This window comes from Sphingobacterium corticibacter (assembly GCF_003076635.1).
Taxonomy (GTDB): Bacteria; Bacteroidota; Bacteroidia; order Sphingobacteriales; family Sphingobacteriaceae; genus Sphingobacterium; species Sphingobacterium corticibacter.
Genome location: NZ_QDKG01000001.1, coordinates 393,160 through 411,053, shown reverse-complemented (window position 1 = coordinate 411,053; position 17,894 = coordinate 393,160). Strand labels below are relative to the sequence as shown.

Annotated in this window: 14 protein-coding genes; 7 read left to right on the top strand and 7 right to left on the bottom strand. The window is 42.6% G+C overall.

The window, feature by feature from the left end:
- The first annotated feature begins 19 nt into the window (after positions 1–19).
- A complete protein-coding gene (locus tag DC487_RS01795) occupies positions 20–967 on the top strand; it encodes an MlaD family protein (protein ID WP_116774249.1) in 948 nt (315 codons plus the stop codon).
- Positions 968–1,048: 81 nt separating this feature from the next.
- Here the strand turns inward: DC487_RS01795 and DC487_RS01790 are convergent, their stop codons facing one another.
- Positions 1,049–3,160, bottom strand: a complete 2,112-nt coding sequence (locus DC487_RS01790; protein WP_239016296.1) for a S9 family peptidase — start codon at positions 3,158–3,160, stop codon at positions 1,049–1,051.
- A gap of 25 nt (positions 3,161–3,185) precedes the next feature.
- Positions 3,186–4,841, bottom strand: a complete 1,656-nt coding sequence (gene recN / locus DC487_RS01785) for a DNA repair protein RecN (RefSeq protein WP_116774248.1) — start codon at positions 4,839–4,841, stop codon at positions 3,186–3,188.
- Between the two features lie 96 nt (positions 4,842–4,937).
- On the opposite strand from recN, the gene DC487_RS01780 reads away from it, so the two are divergent.
- The 4 genes from DC487_RS01780 to DC487_RS01765 all read left to right on the top strand — a co-directional run bounded on the left by DC487_RS01780 (position 4,938) and on the right by DC487_RS01765 (position 8,163).
- Positions 4,938–5,555 carry a SprT-like domain-containing protein gene (locus DC487_RS01780; protein ID WP_116774247.1) on the top strand — a complete coding sequence of 206 codons (618 nt, stop codon included), beginning with the start codon at positions 4,938–4,940 and terminating at the stop codon, positions 5,553–5,555.
- A 45-nt stretch (positions 5,556–5,600) separates the two neighbouring features.
- Positions 5,601–7,256, top strand: coding sequence for a M28 family metallopeptidase (locus tag DC487_RS01775; protein WP_116774246.1), 1,656 nt, complete (start codon positions 5,601–5,603; stop codon positions 7,254–7,256).
- Positions 7,257–7,308: 52 nt separating this feature from the next.
- Complete coding sequence (locus tag DC487_RS01770) at positions 7,309–7,722, top strand: hypothetical protein (RefSeq protein ID WP_116774245.1); 414 nt, start codon at positions 7,309–7,311, stop codon at positions 7,720–7,722.
- Between the two features lie 93 nt (positions 7,723–7,815).
- Positions 7,816–8,163: an SdpI family protein gene (locus tag DC487_RS01765; protein WP_116774244.1), complete on the top strand. Its 348-nt coding sequence runs from the start codon at positions 7,816–7,818 to the stop codon at positions 8,161–8,163.
- A 95-nt stretch (positions 8,164–8,258) separates the two neighbouring features.
- Here DC487_RS01765 and DC487_RS01760 read toward each other — a convergent pair whose 3' ends face one another.
- The 5 genes from DC487_RS01760 to DC487_RS01740 all read right to left on the bottom strand — a co-directional run bounded on the left by DC487_RS01760 (position 8,259) and on the right by DC487_RS01740 (position 13,227).
- Positions 8,259–8,555, bottom strand: a complete 297-nt coding sequence (locus DC487_RS01760; protein WP_116774243.1) for an FtsB family cell division protein — start codon at positions 8,553–8,555, stop codon at positions 8,259–8,261.
- A gap of 241 nt (positions 8,556–8,796) precedes the next feature.
- Complete coding sequence (gene eno / locus DC487_RS01755) at positions 8,797–10,095, bottom strand: phosphopyruvate hydratase (RefSeq protein ID WP_116774242.1); 1,299 nt, start codon at positions 10,093–10,095, stop codon at positions 8,797–8,799.
- A gap of 156 nt (positions 10,096–10,251) precedes the next feature.
- Positions 10,252–11,040, bottom strand: coding sequence for an indole-3-glycerol phosphate synthase TrpC (trpC, locus tag DC487_RS01750; protein WP_116774241.1), 789 nt, complete (start codon positions 11,038–11,040; stop codon positions 10,252–10,254).
- A 36-nt stretch (positions 11,041–11,076) separates the two neighbouring features.
- Complete coding sequence (locus DC487_RS01745) at positions 11,077–11,649, bottom strand: anthranilate synthase component II (protein ID WP_116774240.1); 573 nt, start codon at positions 11,647–11,649, stop codon at positions 11,077–11,079.
- Between the two features lie 174 nt (positions 11,650–11,823).
- Positions 11,824–13,227 (bottom strand): anthranilate synthase component I family protein, encoded by a 1,404-nt coding sequence (locus DC487_RS01740; protein WP_116774239.1) that lies wholly within the window; start codon positions 13,225–13,227, stop codon positions 11,824–11,826.
- A gap of 360 nt (positions 13,228–13,587) precedes the next feature.
- Here DC487_RS01740 and DC487_RS01735 point away from each other — a divergent pair, with 360 nt between their 5' ends.
- Entirely contained in the window at positions 13,588–15,795 is a 2,208-nt protein-coding gene (locus DC487_RS01735) for a bifunctional alpha,alpha-trehalose-phosphate synthase (UDP-forming)/trehalose-phosphatase (RefSeq protein ID WP_116774238.1), read from the top strand.
- 30 nt (positions 15,796–15,825) lie between these two features.
- Complete coding sequence (locus DC487_RS01730) at positions 15,826–17,625, top strand: glycoside hydrolase family 15 protein (protein WP_116774237.1); 1,800 nt, start codon at positions 15,826–15,828, stop codon at positions 17,623–17,625.
- Positions 17,626–17,894 lie beyond the last annotated feature (269 nt).

Here is a 17,894-nt window from a genome sequence, read left to right as displayed (position 1 = left end):
CATTTAAAGTTTACATATTTTGAAAATTTCAAACGAAACTAAAGTCGGAGCACTTACTGCCATCGCGATCGCATTGCTATTTATTGGCTATAGTTTTCTAAAGGGCAATGATGTATTCACTTCCGAGAACACCTATTATACAGAGTACAATAACGTAGACGGGCTATCTGCATCAAAACCTGTAATGGTGAATGGTTATCAGATTGGGCGAGTTTCTAGCCTGAAATTGCAGGATAATGGAAAGATTCGAGCAGAGTTTAAAATAAAAAATGACTACGAGATTCCTTCAAATACAGTTGCACGCATTGTTAGTGCTGATTTATTAGGTAGTAAGGCTATCGTGTTTGAACTAGGCAATAGCACTACAATGGCGCGTGATGGAGATCCACTTCTATCCGATATTCAAGCGAACTTGATGGAAAAGGTAGAGCCATTACAACACAAAGTGGAAAATTTGGTGGTAAAACTAGATTCTGTTTTATCTGCCGTGAATACCACATTGGATGACGAATTTCAACGTGATTTCAAACAAAGTTTGCGAAGTATATCTGTATCATTAGGAAACGTAGAAAAAATTACAAACGACGTAGAAGGCTTGGTGGGATCGGAACGTATGCGTCTCGCCAAAATCATGATGAACTTAGAGTCTATTACCAACAACTTTAGAAAATATGATGGGCAAATCAGTTCCATCCTCAATAATCTAGACACAATGTCGAACAATTTGGCACAAGTGCAAGTAAAAGAGACGGTAGATAACGCGAACAAAGCCATGCAGGAAGTGCATGCCATCACGCAGAAGATCCAGAATGGCGATGGTTCTATCGGATTGCTTCTTAACGACGATCAACTGTATAACAATCTGAACAATGCATCGATGAACTTGGATAACTTGATGAAAGATGTCAAAGAAAATCCAGGACGTTATATTCGTTTGAGTATTTTCGGGAAGAAAGACACGAAGTAAACAGCGATTTACTTTCTTATAAAAAGAATAGGCCAGTGCAATGCACTGGCCTATTCTTTTTATAAGTCATTCCGACTGTCCTTACAAAGTTTCGTCCAACCAGCGGAAGAATTCTCGCTGCCACACCTGTGCGTTGTGACCAGAAAGTACCCAGTGGTTTTCTTCCGGTAAGTAAACTAATCGGCTTTTAATACCGCGCAATTGCGCTGCTTGAAAAGCTTCCAAACCTTGTCCGATTGGCACTCTAAAATCTTTGCCACCTTGAATCACCATAATCGGCGCATTCCATTTTTCGACATAAGTGATCGGGTTGAAGTCCGTATATGTCTTTTCATTTGCAGCATCCCAATATGGTCCGCCCAAATCTTGATTTGCGAAAAACAATTCCTCTGTCGTGCCGTACCATGAAGTCATATCAAACAAGCCGCAATGAGAAATAAAGGTTTTGAACCGACCTTCGTGCACTCCAGCTAGCATAAACACAGAATAACCACCATATGAAGCACCAATGGCTCCTAAACGTGCTGTATCGATATAGGATTCTGTACACAAATCATCAATCGCTGATAAATAATCGCGAATAGGTTGACCGCCCCAATCACCAGAAATATCTTCATTCCATTGCACACCCCAGCCCGGCATACCACGGCGATTTGGCGCAATCACAATATAACCTTGCGAAGCGATCAATTGCAGATTCCAACGCAGCGAATAGAACTGTGAAACCGCAGATTGTGGCCCGCCTTGGCAATACAATAAAGTTGGATATTTCTTCGAAGGATCAAAATTTGGCGGATACACTACCCACGAAAATAGATCTTGTCCGTCTGTTGCTTTTGTAAAACGACCTTTTACCTTCGTCTCAGCAATGTGCGCGTATGCTTCCTCATTTTCTGTTGTGATAGGCAGCAGGTAGCGTGTTTTAAAATCATAACGGTAGATTTCGGCAGCTCGAGTAAGACGCGTAGAAGTGACGACAAGACCTCCATCATACTCACCAACAATGCCCGTTACATCAAATTCACCTTCTGTCAATTGATTAATTCTTGGAAGTGATTTGTTCGCTAGATTAGCCGGAACTAGAACCTCAAATAGTTGTATTGTTCCTTTCACCGGTGCGGTGAAATAGATTTTTTTTCCATCCTTGCTCCATGTAAATGCATTGACCGTTTCATCCCAATGTGCTGTCAAATTCAAACGAACTTTACCGTTTTGATCTTGCAGGATGATATCGTTTTTATCCGCTTCAAAGCCATCCTTTTTCATGCTCAACCATGCCAAGCGATTTCCGACCGGACTAAAATCAGGATGCGTATCATAACCATTCATTCCTTCGGTTAAGTTGCTGACTTGTCCACTAGCCAAATCATAACGATAGATATCGGTATTGGTACTTAGCGCATATTCTTTACCCGCCTTTTTCTTGGCAACATATAAAACCGCTTTGCTGTCTGGCGACCAAGCGAAATCTTCGGCTCCGCCGAATGGTGCTTGCGGACTGTAATACGGCTTGCCTTCTAGCAAATCCACCGGTTCACCGAGTTTGCCATCGGCATAGCTGGCTACAAACGGATGTGTATATCTGCCATCATTAAACGAATCCCAATGCCGATAATCTAGATCATCGTATACGTATACGTCACTTTTCGGCAGATCTTTGTATTTGTCTGGACTGTGAAATGGATTCACCAACACCGATTTGCTGTATAGTATGTGTTTTTTGTCCGGAGACAATTTTACGTCGGCCAGCTTCCCTTCGGTTTCAGTGAGTTTCGCCTTTTGGCTGCCATCACTTTGCATCTTCCAAATATCACCTTTGTAGAGATAAATGATCTCGCCTTGCGCCGTGATATCCAAGATTGATTCAGAGCCTTGCTCTGTGGTGAGCTGCTTTGGACTGCCACCTTTCACCGGAATGCTAAAAAGGTTGCGTTCTGCAGAATTAGTTTCAAAATTGTAATGAGCTACGCCATAGATGAGCTCCTTACCATCTGGCGTTACGCGTTCGCCAGAAACACGCGCTAGTTTCCAAAGCTTTTCCGCTGTCAAAGGTTGCCTTTCCGTCGAGATATTCATCACTTCGTTATCTTTGGTTCGTTCAATTTTCAACGGTCCGTCTTTTAAATTTTGTGCATGCCCCACGGTGATACTCATCACCAACAAGGCACCCAACATGTTTTTTGTATATGTCATGTGTTGTTGTTGTTTGTTGCGTTTATTATCCAGCGATCAATTCCTTGGCGTGTTGCAATGCAGCATCTCCAGGATTAGCACCACTTAGCATTTTGGCAATTTCTACAATGCGCTCATCGGACGCCAGCGCTTCGATGCGCGACAGTGTGCGATCGGCTTGATCTTCCTTATACACTTTAAAATGCCGTTTACCTTTAGATGCAATCTGTGGCAAGTGCGTAATAGCAATGACTTGCATATGCGCAGCCAACGTATCCATGACGTCGCCAACTTGCAACGCAACTTCGCCCGAAATACCCGTATCAATCTCATCGAATATAATGGTTGGCAAAGCCGATGATCGTGCCACTAACGATTTCACCGCGAGCATCACTCGCGAAAGTTCACCACCAGAAGCCACTTTGTGAATAGGCTGTGGTGTTTGCCCTTTATTGGCCGAGAATAAGAAGTTGACTTTATCGATTCCTTGTGAATGAAATTGTTCGCTCTGTGTCAATTCAATCTGCAATACGGCATTAGGCATGCCCACCTTTTGCAATGTTTGCTCAATCTCTTCTTTGATCTGAGCTAGCACCGATTTCCGTTTATCCGATACTATTTGAGCAACTTCTCGAGTTGCTTTTTCGTATTGGGCGACGTCTTTGGTCAAGCGGGCAACTTCTTCCTCTTGATCGTTCAACGATTTGATCTTTTCTCTCAAACTGTCTCCAAATACGATCAATTCAGACACATCGGCAACGCGATATTTCTGCACCAAGCTGTATAAAGTAGACAGGCGTTCGGTGACGAATTGCAAGCGCTCTTCGTCCACATTAATGGTTTGTTCTTGCTGTACTAATTCGGCAGCAATATCTTTCATCTCGATGATATTGCTATTCAAGCGAGCCAGCAAATCATCGCCTGCTGGCAAAAAGTTGCTAATGCGTTGCAATTCGTGCTGCGTATCGCGTAAACTTTGCAATACACTCTGCTCAGATTCTTCTAATAGATGAATCGAGGATAATAATCCTCTTTTAATGTCTTCGGCGTTCTCCAATTGAAGCTGTTCTGCTTCCAATTCTTCCACCTCGCCTTCGGTCAACTGAACCGCATCTAATTCATTCACCACAAATTGATTATAATCCAGCTCGGCATTAGACTGTGCAATTTGCTCTTCTAACTTCCGCAATGCCGCTACTGCTGTTTTGTAGCCTTTTAATTGTGTTTTATATTGACTTAAGTTGTCAGCATTATTGGCAACGCTATCGAGCACCAGAAACTGAAAATCTTCGGTATTGATCTGCGTGGTTGCTTGCTGCGAATGAATATCAATGAGTCGCTCACTCAGTGATTTTAGCACTTGTAAGGTGACAGGTGAATCGTTGACAAATGCCCGCGATTTGCCTTCTGCACTAATTTCACGACGAATAATCGTTTCAGCTTCATAATCCAGATCTTGTTCGTCGAACAGATCTTTTAGCGCATAATTCCGAATATCAAAATAGCCTTCGATGATGCATTTACTGCCTTCATTAAAGACATACTTCCCTTCTACTCGATTGCCCAAAATCAATCCGAGCGCACCCATGATGATGGATTTACCCGCGCCCGTTTCCCCGGTAATGATGTTTAGCTTGTCATCAAACTCGATATCCAAAGAATCGATTAAGGCGTAATTTCTAATCAGGAGCTTTCGTAGCATGCGTTGTGCGTTATGATATAACCAAAGATAAAAAGGATTTATTACATACACTGACGGAGGAATACGGATTATGTCGGAAATCCGTATTTTTGTGTGATGCCCGATTTTGTTAAATCACTTTCTAAGTACATGCCCGAAGCGGCGGCACCAATTGTTTCGCAATGGATTGTGGATACCAAATGTCGTTTTCGAGTGGCCAAATCGCGCAGCAGCAAACTCGGAGATTATCGCGCACCATTCCAGGGGCAAACGCATCAAATCTCGGTAAATCACGATCTGAATCCCTATGCTTTCTTGATTACGACGGTGCACGAATTTGCCCATCTAAAAACGTGGACGCAGTACAAAGATCGGGTAAAACCACACGGAAAAGAGTGGAAAAACAATTTCAAAGAGTTGATGACACCTTTCTTCAAGCTACAGGTTTTGCCACATGATGTCACGATGGCCTTGTTGCAATACATGGATAATCCGGCAGCTTCCAGCTGCACGGATCTCAACTTGTATCGCACCTTGAAAAAACATGACGTGGTCGCGAGCGAATTTATTACGGTAGAATCTATCCCTACTGAAAGTGTCTTCTCTTTGAAAAATGGTCGTGTTTTTCAGAAAAAGGAAAAACTACGGAAGCGATTCAAATGTATGGAACTTTCTACTGGAAAATATTACCTCATTCATCCCATTGCGGAAGTAATTCCAGTGCCAACTCCGTAGATCGCTATAATAGCGTAATTTGAGAAGAACCCTTATATTTGAATTATGTATAAAACGCTACCTATTCTCGCAGCTTCACTGCTTGCGTTAGCTTCTTGCAATCAGAAAACCGAACAATACGATGCGTCTAGCCTAGATTCAGCGGCTATGTCGGCCATCTCGGAAGAAAGCTACCGTAATTATGTCGCCGAATTATCCTCGGATGATTTTCTGGGCAGAAAGCCATTCACCAAGGGTGATACCTTGGCAGTGCAATATATTGAAAAACAATTCAAGGCTTTGGGATTAGCACCCGGAAATGGTGATTCCTATTTCCAAGAAGTACCGATGGTACAGATCGACGCAAAACCTACCAATACCACCTGGACATTTAGCGGGCCGAAAGGACAAGTTAATGCGAAGTACCTAGATGATTTTGTAATCTCTACACCGCAGATGAATGAAAAAGTGCAGGTGGCCGATTCGGAATTGGTGTTTGTCGGATTTGGCATTGTAGCACCCGAGTTTGACTGGAACGATTATGCAGGTGTGGACGTGAAAGGGAAAACCGTGGTCGCGATGGTTTCTGACCCCGGCCGATACGATAAAAATCTGTTCAAAGCAGATACCATGACTTACTATGGTCGTTGGAATTATAAATACGAGGAAGCGGCACGACAAGGCGCTGCCGGCGTAATTTTAATTCATGAAACAGCGGCCGCCAGCTACGGCTGGAATGTGGTAAGATCTGGTTGGTCAGGGCCGCAATTGAGTTTGGTTCCGTCAGCTGATGCACAAAATGTACAATTTCAAGGTTGGGTTACGACTCCCGTGGCCAATCAACTATTTGCGATTAGTGACGTCGATGCCAGCATCATGGAAGAAGCGAAGAAACCGGGGTTCAAAGCACGCGCGATGGGCGTCACGACAGGAGTCGATTTACAAAGCAAAATCCGAAAATCTGCTTCGAATAATGTTGTCGCACAACTGAAAGGTACAAAAAGACCTGATGAAGTGGTTATTTATACCGCTCACTGGGATCACTTGGGTGTTGGCGAAGCGGTGGATGCCGATTCGATTTTCAACGGTGCGATTGATAATGCAGCTGGTGTATCGGCGCTTTTTGAAATTGCGAAAGCTTTTCAAGCAGCGAAAGTAAAACCTGAACGTACGATCGTATTTATGGCCGTTACCGCGGAGGAAGAAGGTTTATTAGGTTCGCAGTATTATACTGAACATCCTATTTTCCCGATCAACAAAACAGTTGGAAACTTAAATATGGACGCCTTCAATGCGGTTGGTGCTACCAAGGGCGTTTCCATTGTTGGGCGCGGACAGACAGAATTAGAAGACTATGTAGAACGTTCGGCAGCAAAATTTGATCGGATCATCGTCGATGCTGGAAATCCATCTTCTGGTGGATTTTATCGTTCGGATCACTTCAACTTTGTAAAAATGGGCGTACCGGGGTTGTTTATGGGCAGTGGCGGCGATTATCTGGAAACTGATAGCGTGGCTTTGAATAAACGCAAAGAGGCCTTGGCGGGAACGTATCATACGGTCGCAGATGAATACAATGAAAATTGGGATTTCTCAGGAATCTTGGCTGATATTCGTCTTTTCTTTGATATCGGCTACACGTTGAGTATGGAGAAGGTATTTCCGAATTTCAAAGCGAAGTCAGAATTCAAAGAATTAGGCGACAAACGACTATCAAAGTAGTATATTTGCGCCGAGATAATGTATTGAAGTACTAATTTTTACGATAACTGGAATGAAACATTTACACTCTACACTTGCTGTAGTATTGCTAATCGCGTTGGTAGTATCTATAGTAATTACACTGGTTAATTACTTAAAGTATCGCCCATACAACCGGAAAATTGCGTTGATAGGTTTGATCAGCGGCCATATGCAGATGCTCATAGGAATCATCTATTTCATCACGCTACAATACTACAGCATGTTTTCAGGAGCAGTTATGAAAGATAGCTTGATGCGTTTCAAAGTCATTGAGCACCCACTTGCTATGTTGTTAGGTGTAGTAGCGATTACAATTGGTTATTCAAAAGCGAAGCGAATGACTGAGGATTTTAAAGCCAACCAAACAGTTTTCATTTTCTATATCATCGGTTTGATTCTATTTTTATCACGTATTCCTTGGAAAACTTGGTCTTTGTTCGCCTAAGACAACAAGTCTGTAGAAAGATTATGGAGCGCTCAAACATGGTTTGGGCGCTTTTTTTGTTATATTAAAGTTCGAAACCAGAAATTGCTGAACATGCCTAAAGAATTTATAGACATCATTCTGATAGACCTTTTTATAGTAGCAGTCCCTTTGGTGCTGTATTTTTTTCCGCCAAAAAATATCAATTCTTTTTATGGTTACAGAACAACACGCTCAACAAATAATATTGAGAATTGGCGGTTTGCGCAACGGCATTTTTCAAAACAATGGATGTTTTTAGCCCCTTTAACCATTGTAGTTCAAGTTTTATTGATATGCTTTACTGATCATGACTTGAGGTCAAAGTCTTCTATGATACTTCCCATTTCCATGGCGGTATATTTTATAGGCAGCTTTATTTGTATACTTCGCACGGAGCAAAAGCTAAAAAGGATGATATAAGTAGCTACCGCTAAGTAGGATCGGGAAAAGCACTACACTAAGGAAAACATTAATAAAAAGGATGGTTTTATAATAATGTCAATAGATGCGCATGATTAGTCTACTGTCGATTCCTCGACAATATACACATCTTCATTGGATCTTTTCATTTTGAACTTTTCGCGAGCAATCTTTTGGATAATGTCTGGATTGGATTTAACATCTTTAATCGCCGTGGATATGGTAGAGATTTCGCTTGTGTAGTATTCCTTCTCAGCCTCTAGCTTTCTTCTTTCTTGCTGATAGTTGTACTGTGTAGTCAAGTCATACCGATCGAAGAATGTCATCCAAGCGATAAAAACCGCAACGGCAATCAAATACTTGTTTCGAACTACATTGACAAAGCGTTCCATAGACACAAAGATATTATTATCACATTAAAATGAATGTATTAAACGAAAAATAAATTCTACGCTCACTTTATGGACAGATTACGTCGTCGTTCCTTCTCGTAATGCCGAAGTCGCCGTCCTTGCGAAGCCGAGGCACGAGGCTGCGGCAATCTTAGTTTATGCAATAGATCAAAAATTAAAAAAGGCTATTACAACACCTAAATGTCGTAATAGCCTTTCCCGAAAACAATCCGAAATCGGATTATTTTTTGTTAGCGTATTTGAATGCGCTACCGATGTATTTTGCATTGCTACCCAATTCTTCTTCAATGCGAAGCAATTGGTTGTATTTTGCAATCCTGTCTGATCTAGAGATAGAACCAGTTTTGATTTGTCCACAGTTCAACGCTACTGCTAAGTCAGCAATGGTGTTATCCTCTGTTTCACCAGAACGGTGAGACATGACCGAAGTATAACCGTTGTGCTGAGCCAAAGAAACTGCATTGATCGTTTCCGTCAACGAACCGATTTGGTTTACTTTTACCAAGATAGAGTTTGCAGTATCTGTATCAATACCTTCTTGAAGGCGTTTTGTGTTTGTTACGAATAAATCGTCACCTACTAACTGTACGCGATCGCCGATTTTCTCGGTCAATAATTTCCAGCCAGCCCAGTCATCTTCACCCATACCATCTTCGATAGAGATAATAGGATATTTCTCAGTCAATTCTGCTAAGTAGTTTACTTGTTCTTCTGTAGAACGAACCGCTCCGCTAGCACCTTCGAATTTCGAGTAATCGTATTTACCGTTTTCGAAGAATTCTGTAGAAGCACAATCCAAAGCTAAGAATACGTCTTGACCAGCTTTGTAACCAGCTTGCTCAATCGCTTTCAATACCGTTTCGATTGCATCTTCTGTACCGTCGAATGTTGGTGCAAAACCACCTTCATCACCTACTGCTGTAGATAAGTTACGGTCATGCAAGATTTTTTTCAACGTATGGAAGATTTCAGCTCCCCAACGAAGTGCTTCAGAGAAAGAAGTCGCTCCTACTGGCATAATCATAAACTCTTGGAACGCGATAGGCGCATCAGAGTGAGAACCACCGTTGATGATGTTCATCATCGGAATAGGAAGCGTGTTTGCATTGACACCACCGATATAGCGGTACAATGGTTGACGGCTTTCTTGTGCAGCAGCTTTTGCGACAGCAAGAGATACACCTAAGATTGCGTTAGCACCTAAGTTGCCTTTGTTTTCGCTACCATCCAAATCAATCATGATTTTGTCAATGGCATTTTGCTCGAATACATCCACACCTTGCAAAGCTTCAGAGATTTTCGTGTTTACGTTCTCTACTGCTTTCAACACACCTTTTCCTAAATATTTTGCTTTATCGCCATCACGCAATTCAACCGCTTCGTGGGCTCCTGTAGACGCTCCAGAAGGAACAGCTGCACGACCAACAAAACCATTTTGTGTGGTTACATCAACTTCAATGGTTGGATTTCCGCGCGAATCTAGTATTTGGCGCGCATGTACATCGATTATTAAACTCATTTTTACTGTATATGGTTATCTAAAAAAATCTTTTACACATAGTGTATCAAAAACACTAAGATACAAAACTTTGCCTTAGTTTTCAAAGATAGGAATTATCCATATTGCTGCAAGCATTAACAAAAAGATAACAACATAAAAATGAGGCGCCTATCTTTATCCTTGCACGGCAGCCACAAACTCTTTAATAGACTTTGCTGGATCATCCGTACGCATAAAGTTTTCGCCGATTAGAAACCCCGTGTAACCTACTTTCTGTAGTTCGCGAATCGTTGCAGGATCCGATATACCGCTTTCAGATACTTTAATGTAGCTGTCAGGAATCTGTGCGGCCAACTCATAAGAATGATCTAATGATACGCTGAAATCTTTCAGATTTCTGTTGTTCACGCCAATGGCATCAATCGTATCAAACAAACTACGGCTCAATTCTTCGGCATTGTGCACTTCTAATAGCACACTCAAGCCGAGCGATTGTGCGTATGCTGATAATGATTGAATGGCGTCGGCATCCAAGCAAGCAGCAATTAACAAAATAATATCTGCGCCATACGCTTTTGCTTCGGTGATCTGATACGGATCGATGATAAACTCTTTACGCAACAGCGGAATTTGCAGCACTTCGCGCGCAGCCGTCAAATCAGCCAAACTTCCTTGAAAGAAATCCGCATCCGTGAGAACAGATATGGCAGAAGCGCCCGCGGCCTGATATCCCTGCACCACTTCTTGCACGGTGACATTTCCATTAATCACGCCTTTGGAAGGCGATGCGCGTTTGTATTCGGCAATAATACCGGTATGTTCGCCGTTAGCGATAAAGTCCCGCAAGCGATAGCAGGTTCTGCCAAACAGCGGATAGGCTTCTAGTTCTGCAGCGCCTACTTTTGATTTTGCTGCCGCAACTTCTTCCTTTTTACGGTCTATGATTTTGTCTAATATGGTCATGTTGTAATTTCTATATAAATTCCTAAACTGTTGTATTTAGGAAAGCCAGTTGGCAATTAATTGACGGCCGTTATCCGTCAAGATCGATTCGGGATGGAATTGCATGCCGCGCACATCGTATTCTTTATGAGACAATGCCATAATGACTCCATCTTTGTCAACTGCAGTGATTTTCAAGCAATCGGGCAAACTTTCGCGATCTACCGCCCACGAATGGTAACGACCAATCTGCGAACCTTCGGGAAAATCCCGAAACAGACGTTCCTCCGAATCCAGCACTTGAATACCAGTAGCCACGCCATGCAATGGTTTTTTCATATTGAATAAAGCACCGCCATATACTTCAGCAATCGCTTGCTGCCCCAAGCAAATGCCTAAAATCTGTTTGCTCGCACCATAACGACGGATCACGTCCATCAATAAGCCAGCTTCGCTCGGAATTCCCGGCCCAGGAGATAATAATAAACTGTGGTACGCGTCCACATCTTCGAGAACAAACTTATCATTGCGCACCACATCGTAATCCCGACCAAGCTCTTGAAGCAAATGCACCAAGTTGTAGGTAAACGAATCGTAATTATCGATGACTAGTATCTTATTATTGTGCATGCGGCAACGTGGTTTCTAATGTATGTACTTTTGTTGGTATCTCTTCCGCAAAAGCGGCTGCTTTGGCGATATAGGCATTTCGTAACTCGACTAATTCGGCTATTCTGTCCTAAATGGTTTGCAACGAATCTGCCACATGCTCTTGATGTTCGCAGTATTCTAGTGGTCTAATCATCATAGCGTTTGTGCTAAATCTAATGCGCGACGCAATGCCGCAATTTTGTTATTTACTTCTTGTAATTCACTTTCAGGATCCGAATCCAATACAATTCCGGCACCGGCTTGGTAATGCAATAAATTGCCTTTACTTAGAAAAGAGCGAATCATAATCGCGTGATTAAAATCTCCATTGAACCCCATGTAACCTATTGCGCCAGCATAAAATGAACGCTGCAAACCTTCGTAACGATCGATCAAGGTCAAAGCCATATGCTTTGGCGCGCCAGATAAGGTGCCTGCCGGAAAAGTATCGCCCACCACATCGAATGGATTAGAGCCAGCATGCAGTTTACCTGTCACTTTAGAAACCAAGTGGATAATGTGCGAATAATATTGCGCTTCTTTATAAGACTTCACATGTACATTAGTACAGTGTCTGCTCAAATCATTGCGCGCCAAATCGACCAACATCACGTGCTCAGCAGATTCTTTGGGATCTTGTTTGAGCTGTTCGGCGATCTGCTCATCGCGTTCCATATCTCCCGTGCGTTTGAAAGTTCCTGCGATCGGATAAATGGTGGCTTCGTCTTTACGAATGGTCAATTGCGCCTCCGGCGAAGAACCAAAAATTCGGAAATCGCCATAATCAAAATAGAATAGATATGGCGATGGATTGACCGAACGCAACGCGCGATACACATTGAACTCATCGCCACTAAAGCCGACTGAAAATGCGCGTGAAGGTACAATCTGGAATACATCGCCACGTTGGATATGCGTCTTCATCTTACGCACCAATTCCCGAAACTCTTCATCGGTCATATTCGAACCTTCGTTCTCTTGTTTTTTGAAAGCGTATTCTGGAAAGTTTCGATTTTGGATAATGTATTCCAGCCGATCTAGATCGGATGTTTCATTTTCCAACAAATTCTCGAAAAGATATAATTGATTCCGGAAATGATCGATCGCTATGACATACTTATACACATGGTATTGCATCGGTGGTATATCGCGCTTTGGATCTTTCGGCGTGGTGAGTTGGATATCTTCATAATGCTCGACCGCATCAAACGAGAAATAACCAAACAGACCATTGGAGATGAGATTAACCTCGGGCACGGCTTCCGAGTGGAAGGAATCTCGAAAAGCGGAAACTTCCTGCTTGAGATTAAGACCTTTCATAGGTTTGCTTTCTTTCGGCTTATTCGGATACGAAATATGCAATCCTTCCTGATTCAACACAATCCCAGCGATGGGCTGACAACAGATATAACTGATATTGTTATCGCGGTTCTGATATTCCGAACTTTCCAATAATAGGCTATTAGGAAACACGTCACGCAGGCGTAGATAGATACTTACCGGCGTAGTGGTATCGGCTAAGATCTTCTTGAAGTTCGTTTTAAATGTATAGGACATGAATTCGCATTTTCTGAAGTTATGATTTGCTTATAAACAAAATGAGGCCCGACGTTTGCGTCGGGCCTCATGTAAATAGGATGTATCTTTTATATTATACACACCAATAGTTATGCCTGCCGACGCTTTTTGCACCCGGCCACCACCACAATTGATATGTTGCATTGTTCGACATAGAGAAACAAATATAGTATTATTTGTGGATAATACTAATCGGCCGCAAAATAAAATTAAAAAAAGGTTTCGGGCAAACATTTTAGGCATCATCACGTTATAGATGCAGTGAATTAAATGTAGACTCGGCGCGGAAAATTGCGTTTACGAACCCAGAGAGTCGACAACATTACCGAAACGATAAGAATGAATCCGAAAAACAATAACAAAGTAATCATTGTCTCGAATCGACTGCCTGTAAAGATTGAAAGAAAAGAAGATGGATTGGTAATCAGCCCGAGTGAAGGCGGATTGGCAACTGGTCTGGGATCCATTTATAATGCCGGAAATAATATATGGGTCGGTTGGCCAGGCATCATTCCCCAAGATGAAGCAGAAAAAGCTTTTATAACGGAAGAGTTGCGTGCGCTCAATCTCGTTCCTGTATTCCTCACCGAGGAAGAGATACTGGGTTATTATGAAGGTTTCTCCAACGAGGTGCTTTGGCCAATTTGCCATTATAGTCCAAGTTATGCGGTATATGATACCGATAACTGGAACACCTATGTACAAGTTAATGAGAAATTTGGACAGATCGTTCGTGAATACATAGATAGCGAAGATACGGTGTGGATCCACGATTATCAGCTTATGCTGCTTCCAAACGTGCTTCGTAAGCAATACGAAAAATTGTCGATCGGCTATTTTCAGCATATTCCTTTCCCCCCGGATGAAGTGTTTAGAAGTATTCCTTGGCGGAATGAATTGCTACTCGGCATACTGGGCGCAGATTTAACTGCTTTTCATACCTTCAACGATGCGCAGCATTTCTTGGATGCTTGTACTCACATTTTAAACATTCCGATTCGCAACAATTATCTACAGATTCGTGGACGCAGTGCGTATGTAGAAGTCTATCCAATGGGAATTGATTTCGACAAATTCAATAATTTGTCCAAAGATGCGGGCGTAAAGGAAAGAGCGCTGGAGATCAAATCTTATTTCAAACAACGCAAAATCATCCTTTCTATTGATCGGTTAGATTATAGTAAAGGAATTATACAACGCATCGTGGCGTTTGAGGAGTTACTCAAAAACTATCCAGAACTGCGCGATCAAGTGGTGTTGTATATGCTGGTGGTACCTTCGCGCGATAAAGTGAAACAGTATAAGCGTTTGCGCGATGAGATCGACCGACGAGTGGGCAACATCAATTCGGTGTATGGCTCAACTGATTGGACGCCAATCGCATACTTCTACAACTCCTACCCTGTCGAAGAATTATCCGCATTGTACGTCGCGGCCGATGTCTGCTTGATTACCTCGATCCGTGACGGCATGAACCTCGTTAGTAAAGAATATATTGCGAGCAAAGAAGAAACCTCGGGCGTGCTGGTATTGAGTGAATTGGCTGGTGCTTCCAAGGAATTGATCGATGCCGTGCATGTCAACCCCAACTCGGTTGATCAGATTAGCCACGCCCTGCACTTCGCACTGCACATGTCGGAAGAGGAAAAACTGAACCGCATGAAGGCCAACTTTGATTTGGTCAAGAAGTTTAACATTCACCATTGGGTGGAGATATTTTTTGCGCGAATGAAGGAGATTAAAATCCAGCAGCGCAAAGAATTTGCCCGGAAAATCCAACCCGAAAATAACGACGCTATCTCTGCGGGATACCATAGCGCACAGAAAAGAATCTTCTTTCTGGATTATGATGGCACCTTGATCGGCTTCCACAATGAGGCGGACAAAGCGACACCGACCGAAGAGGTATACGAATTACTCGATACGTTGAAATCCGATCCGAATAATACGGTAGTCATCATCAGCGGGCGACCGCATCAAACTTTGGAAAAATGGTTTGGCGACCGAGGCTATACTTTGGTGGGTGAGCATGGCGTCTGGAAAAAGCTTCCTGGAGAAGAATGGCGCAGTAAATCCAACTTATCGGATCGCTGGAAGCCGTCCGTAAAGCGCATTATGAACAAAATTGCCAATCGCACTGCCGGATCTTCCGTAGAAGAAAAAGAATACTCAATGGCATGGCATTACCGCAAAGTACAATCCGGATTAGGCCGATTACGCGCACAGGAGCTCATGGACAGTTTACGTTATCTGATTCCGCATCACGGCCTACAACTTTTGTATGGCGATAAGGTGATCGAAGTGAAAAATTCGGAGGTGAATAAAGGGAAAGCCGCCAGCGGCCTAGTGGAAAAACTACAACCTGATTTTATCTTCGCGATGGGTGACGACGCGACGGATGAAGATATGTTTCATGAGCTACCGGCAGAAGCTGTCTCTGTCAAGGTCGGCAGTAAAAAATCGGCCGCTAAATATTACGTAGATAGCCAGCAGGATGCTATTCAATTATTGCATTCGATAGCTGGCCTAGTGCAAAAGAAATCTTAATAACTTATATAGATATAGAATAAGCTTTATATGTCGGAAAAACATCGTTACGGCAGCGGTATCATCGGTAACTGCTCCTACATTGCCCATGTGGGCACAGACACCAATGTCAATTGGCTATGTTGGCCTTCTTTTGAAGATTCATTCATATTTGGTTCGCTACTAGACAAACAAAAAGGCGGAGAATTCTCTATCCGCCCAACGGGCGATATTGTAGAAAGTAAACAGTATTACGTTGATAATACGAATGTATTGTGCACTGAAGTGACTGGCGAAGATGGCTCGTATCGAATCACGGATTTTGCGCCACGCTTCGAGCAGTATGAACGCTATTACAAGCCGCTCATGCTGATCCGCAAAGTCGAGCCTTTATCTGGCCATCCGCAAATTCGTGTAACATGTGAACCAACTTATGACTACGGTAAGCAAACCTTTAAAAAGGATCGAGGCAGCAATCATGTACAATTCCATTCGGCAGATACACACATGCGCTTGGCCACCAACATGCCGATCAGTCATTTCTTTGAAAATGAAATGCCATTTCTGCTAAACCAGACGGTATACCTGATTTTGACGTATGGTAGTGCATTTGAAGCACCGATCGAGCGGACAGCCGAAGAATTTCAAAAACGCACACAGCAATATTGGCAAAAGTGGATTAAAAAGGCATCGATTCCTACTTTTTACCAAAAGGAAGTCATTCGCTCCGCGCTAGTGCTAAAATTACACCAGTACGAAGATACAGGCGCGATCATCGCAGCCAGTACCACTAGTTTGCCGGAACATCCGGGATCAGGCCGCAATTGGGATTACCGCTATTGTTGGTTGCGTGATAGCTATTACGTGTTGACGGCACTGAGTCATATTGGACAATTCGAAGAGATGGAAAAATATGCATCGTACATCGCCAATATCACACACATTGATTTAGATCGCCTGCAACCCCTATATGGCATTTTCGGAAAACATAAGCTAACAGAAAGCACGCTAGATTATCTAGATGGCTATCTGGGTGAGCAGCCTGTACGAATTGGCAATCAAGCGCACGAGCACGTACAAAATGATGTATATGGACAAGCATTGATCGCTTTGCTGCCACTATTAACGGACAGCCGCTACAATCACGAATTGAAGATCAATGTACGCGAATGGACTTCTTTTATCTTGAAGAAGATCGGCGCTACAATCGATGAATTGGATGCGGGAATCTGGGAATTTCGAAATTTCGAACAGCGCCATTGCTATTCCAATCTATTTCAGTGGGCTGGTAGTACCGCTGCGTTGAAGATTGCGAGAATATACGGACTAGATGATATTGCCGAAGAAGCGCAACGTCTCAAAAAACGTGCTGCGGAACATATTGAAGGATGTTTTGATCCAGAAGAAGGCGTGTATACGAATGCGATCGACAGCAAAAATCTAGACGCCAGCACGCTGCAGCTCATTATGATGAATTACTTGGATCCAGCTAGTGAAAAAGCCGCGAAGCATTTGGAAGTATTGGAAAAGGAGCTGAAAGCGGAGAATGGTTTGTTTTATCGCTACCTACATAAAGACGATTTTGGCAAGCCAAAATCTACATTCTTGGTGTGTGCCTTTTGGTACGTGGAAGCACTGGCTTGTGTTGGTCGCGTGGACGAAGCGAAGGATATTTTCGAAAAACTGATGCAATACAGTAATCATTTGATGTTGTTTAGTGAGGATGTTAGCGAATTTGATGGCAGCCAATGGGGCAATTTCCCTCAGGCATACAGTCATGTAGGTTTGGTGAATGCGGCCTATCGCATTGCTGTAAAACTGGATCAGCCTACTTTCTTCGAAAAGGAATAATACGAAAATGATGTATCGTCCTCTGGGTCAAGAAGGACGATACATCTAAAAATTGAAAATGATATTTTATAATTCATATTTTTATTTCTACTTTTGTATCCCAGAAAATGAAAGAAAATCTTTACCTATCTGATGCCTTTTTACCGATGAATTTCATTGGTGATATACGAAATTAATTTGCAGCCCGTTTGGGCTTTTTTTATGTATATAGGCCAAGAATAGAGAAGGATAATCTAGATAGTGTTTAACAATCGTTATTTTATACAACA

Bases quoted from the DNA above. Each gene is read 5' to 3' on its own strand.
- eno (WP_116774242.1), bottom strand. From the start codon at position 10,095: ATGAGTTTAATAATCGATGTACATGCGCGCCAAATACTAGATTCGCGC.
- DC487_RS01745 (WP_116774240.1), bottom strand. From the start codon at position 11,649: ATGCACAATAATAAGATACTAGTCATCGATAATTACGATTCGTTTACC.
- DC487_RS01780 (WP_116774247.1), top strand. From the start codon at position 4,938: ATGCCCGATTTTGTTAAATCACTTTCTAAGTACATGCCCGAAGCGGCG.
- DC487_RS01770 (WP_116774245.1), top strand. From the start codon at position 7,309: ATGAAACATTTACACTCTACACTTGCTGTAGTATTGCTAATCGCGTTG.
- DC487_RS01760 (WP_116774243.1), bottom strand. From the start codon at position 8,555: ATGGAACGCTTTGTCAATGTAGTTCGAAACAAGTATTTGATTGCCGTT.
- recN (WP_116774248.1), bottom strand. From the start codon at position 4,841: ATGCTACGAAAGCTCCTGATTAGAAATTACGCCTTAATCGATTCTTTG.
- trpC (WP_116774241.1), bottom strand. From the start codon at position 11,040: ATGACCATATTAGACAAAATCATAGACCGTAAAAAGGAAGAAGTTGCG.
- DC487_RS01730 (WP_116774237.1), top strand. From the start codon at position 15,826: ATGTCGGAAAAACATCGTTACGGCAGCGGTATCATCGGTAACTGCTCC.
- DC487_RS01735 (WP_116774238.1), top strand. From the start codon at position 13,588: ATGAATCCGAAAAACAATAACAAAGTAATCATTGTCTCGAATCGACTG.
- DC487_RS01765 (WP_116774244.1), top strand. From the start codon at position 7,816: ATGCCTAAAGAATTTATAGACATCATTCTGATAGACCTTTTTATAGTA.
- DC487_RS01740 (WP_116774239.1), bottom strand. From the start codon at position 13,227: ATGTCCTATACATTTAAAACGAACTTCAAGAAGATCTTAGCCGATACC.
- DC487_RS01790 (WP_239016296.1), bottom strand. From the start codon at position 3,160: ATGACATATACAAAAAACATGTTGGGTGCCTTGTTGGTGATGAGTATC.
- DC487_RS01775 (WP_116774246.1), top strand. From the start codon at position 5,601: ATGTATAAAACGCTACCTATTCTCGCAGCTTCACTGCTTGCGTTAGCT.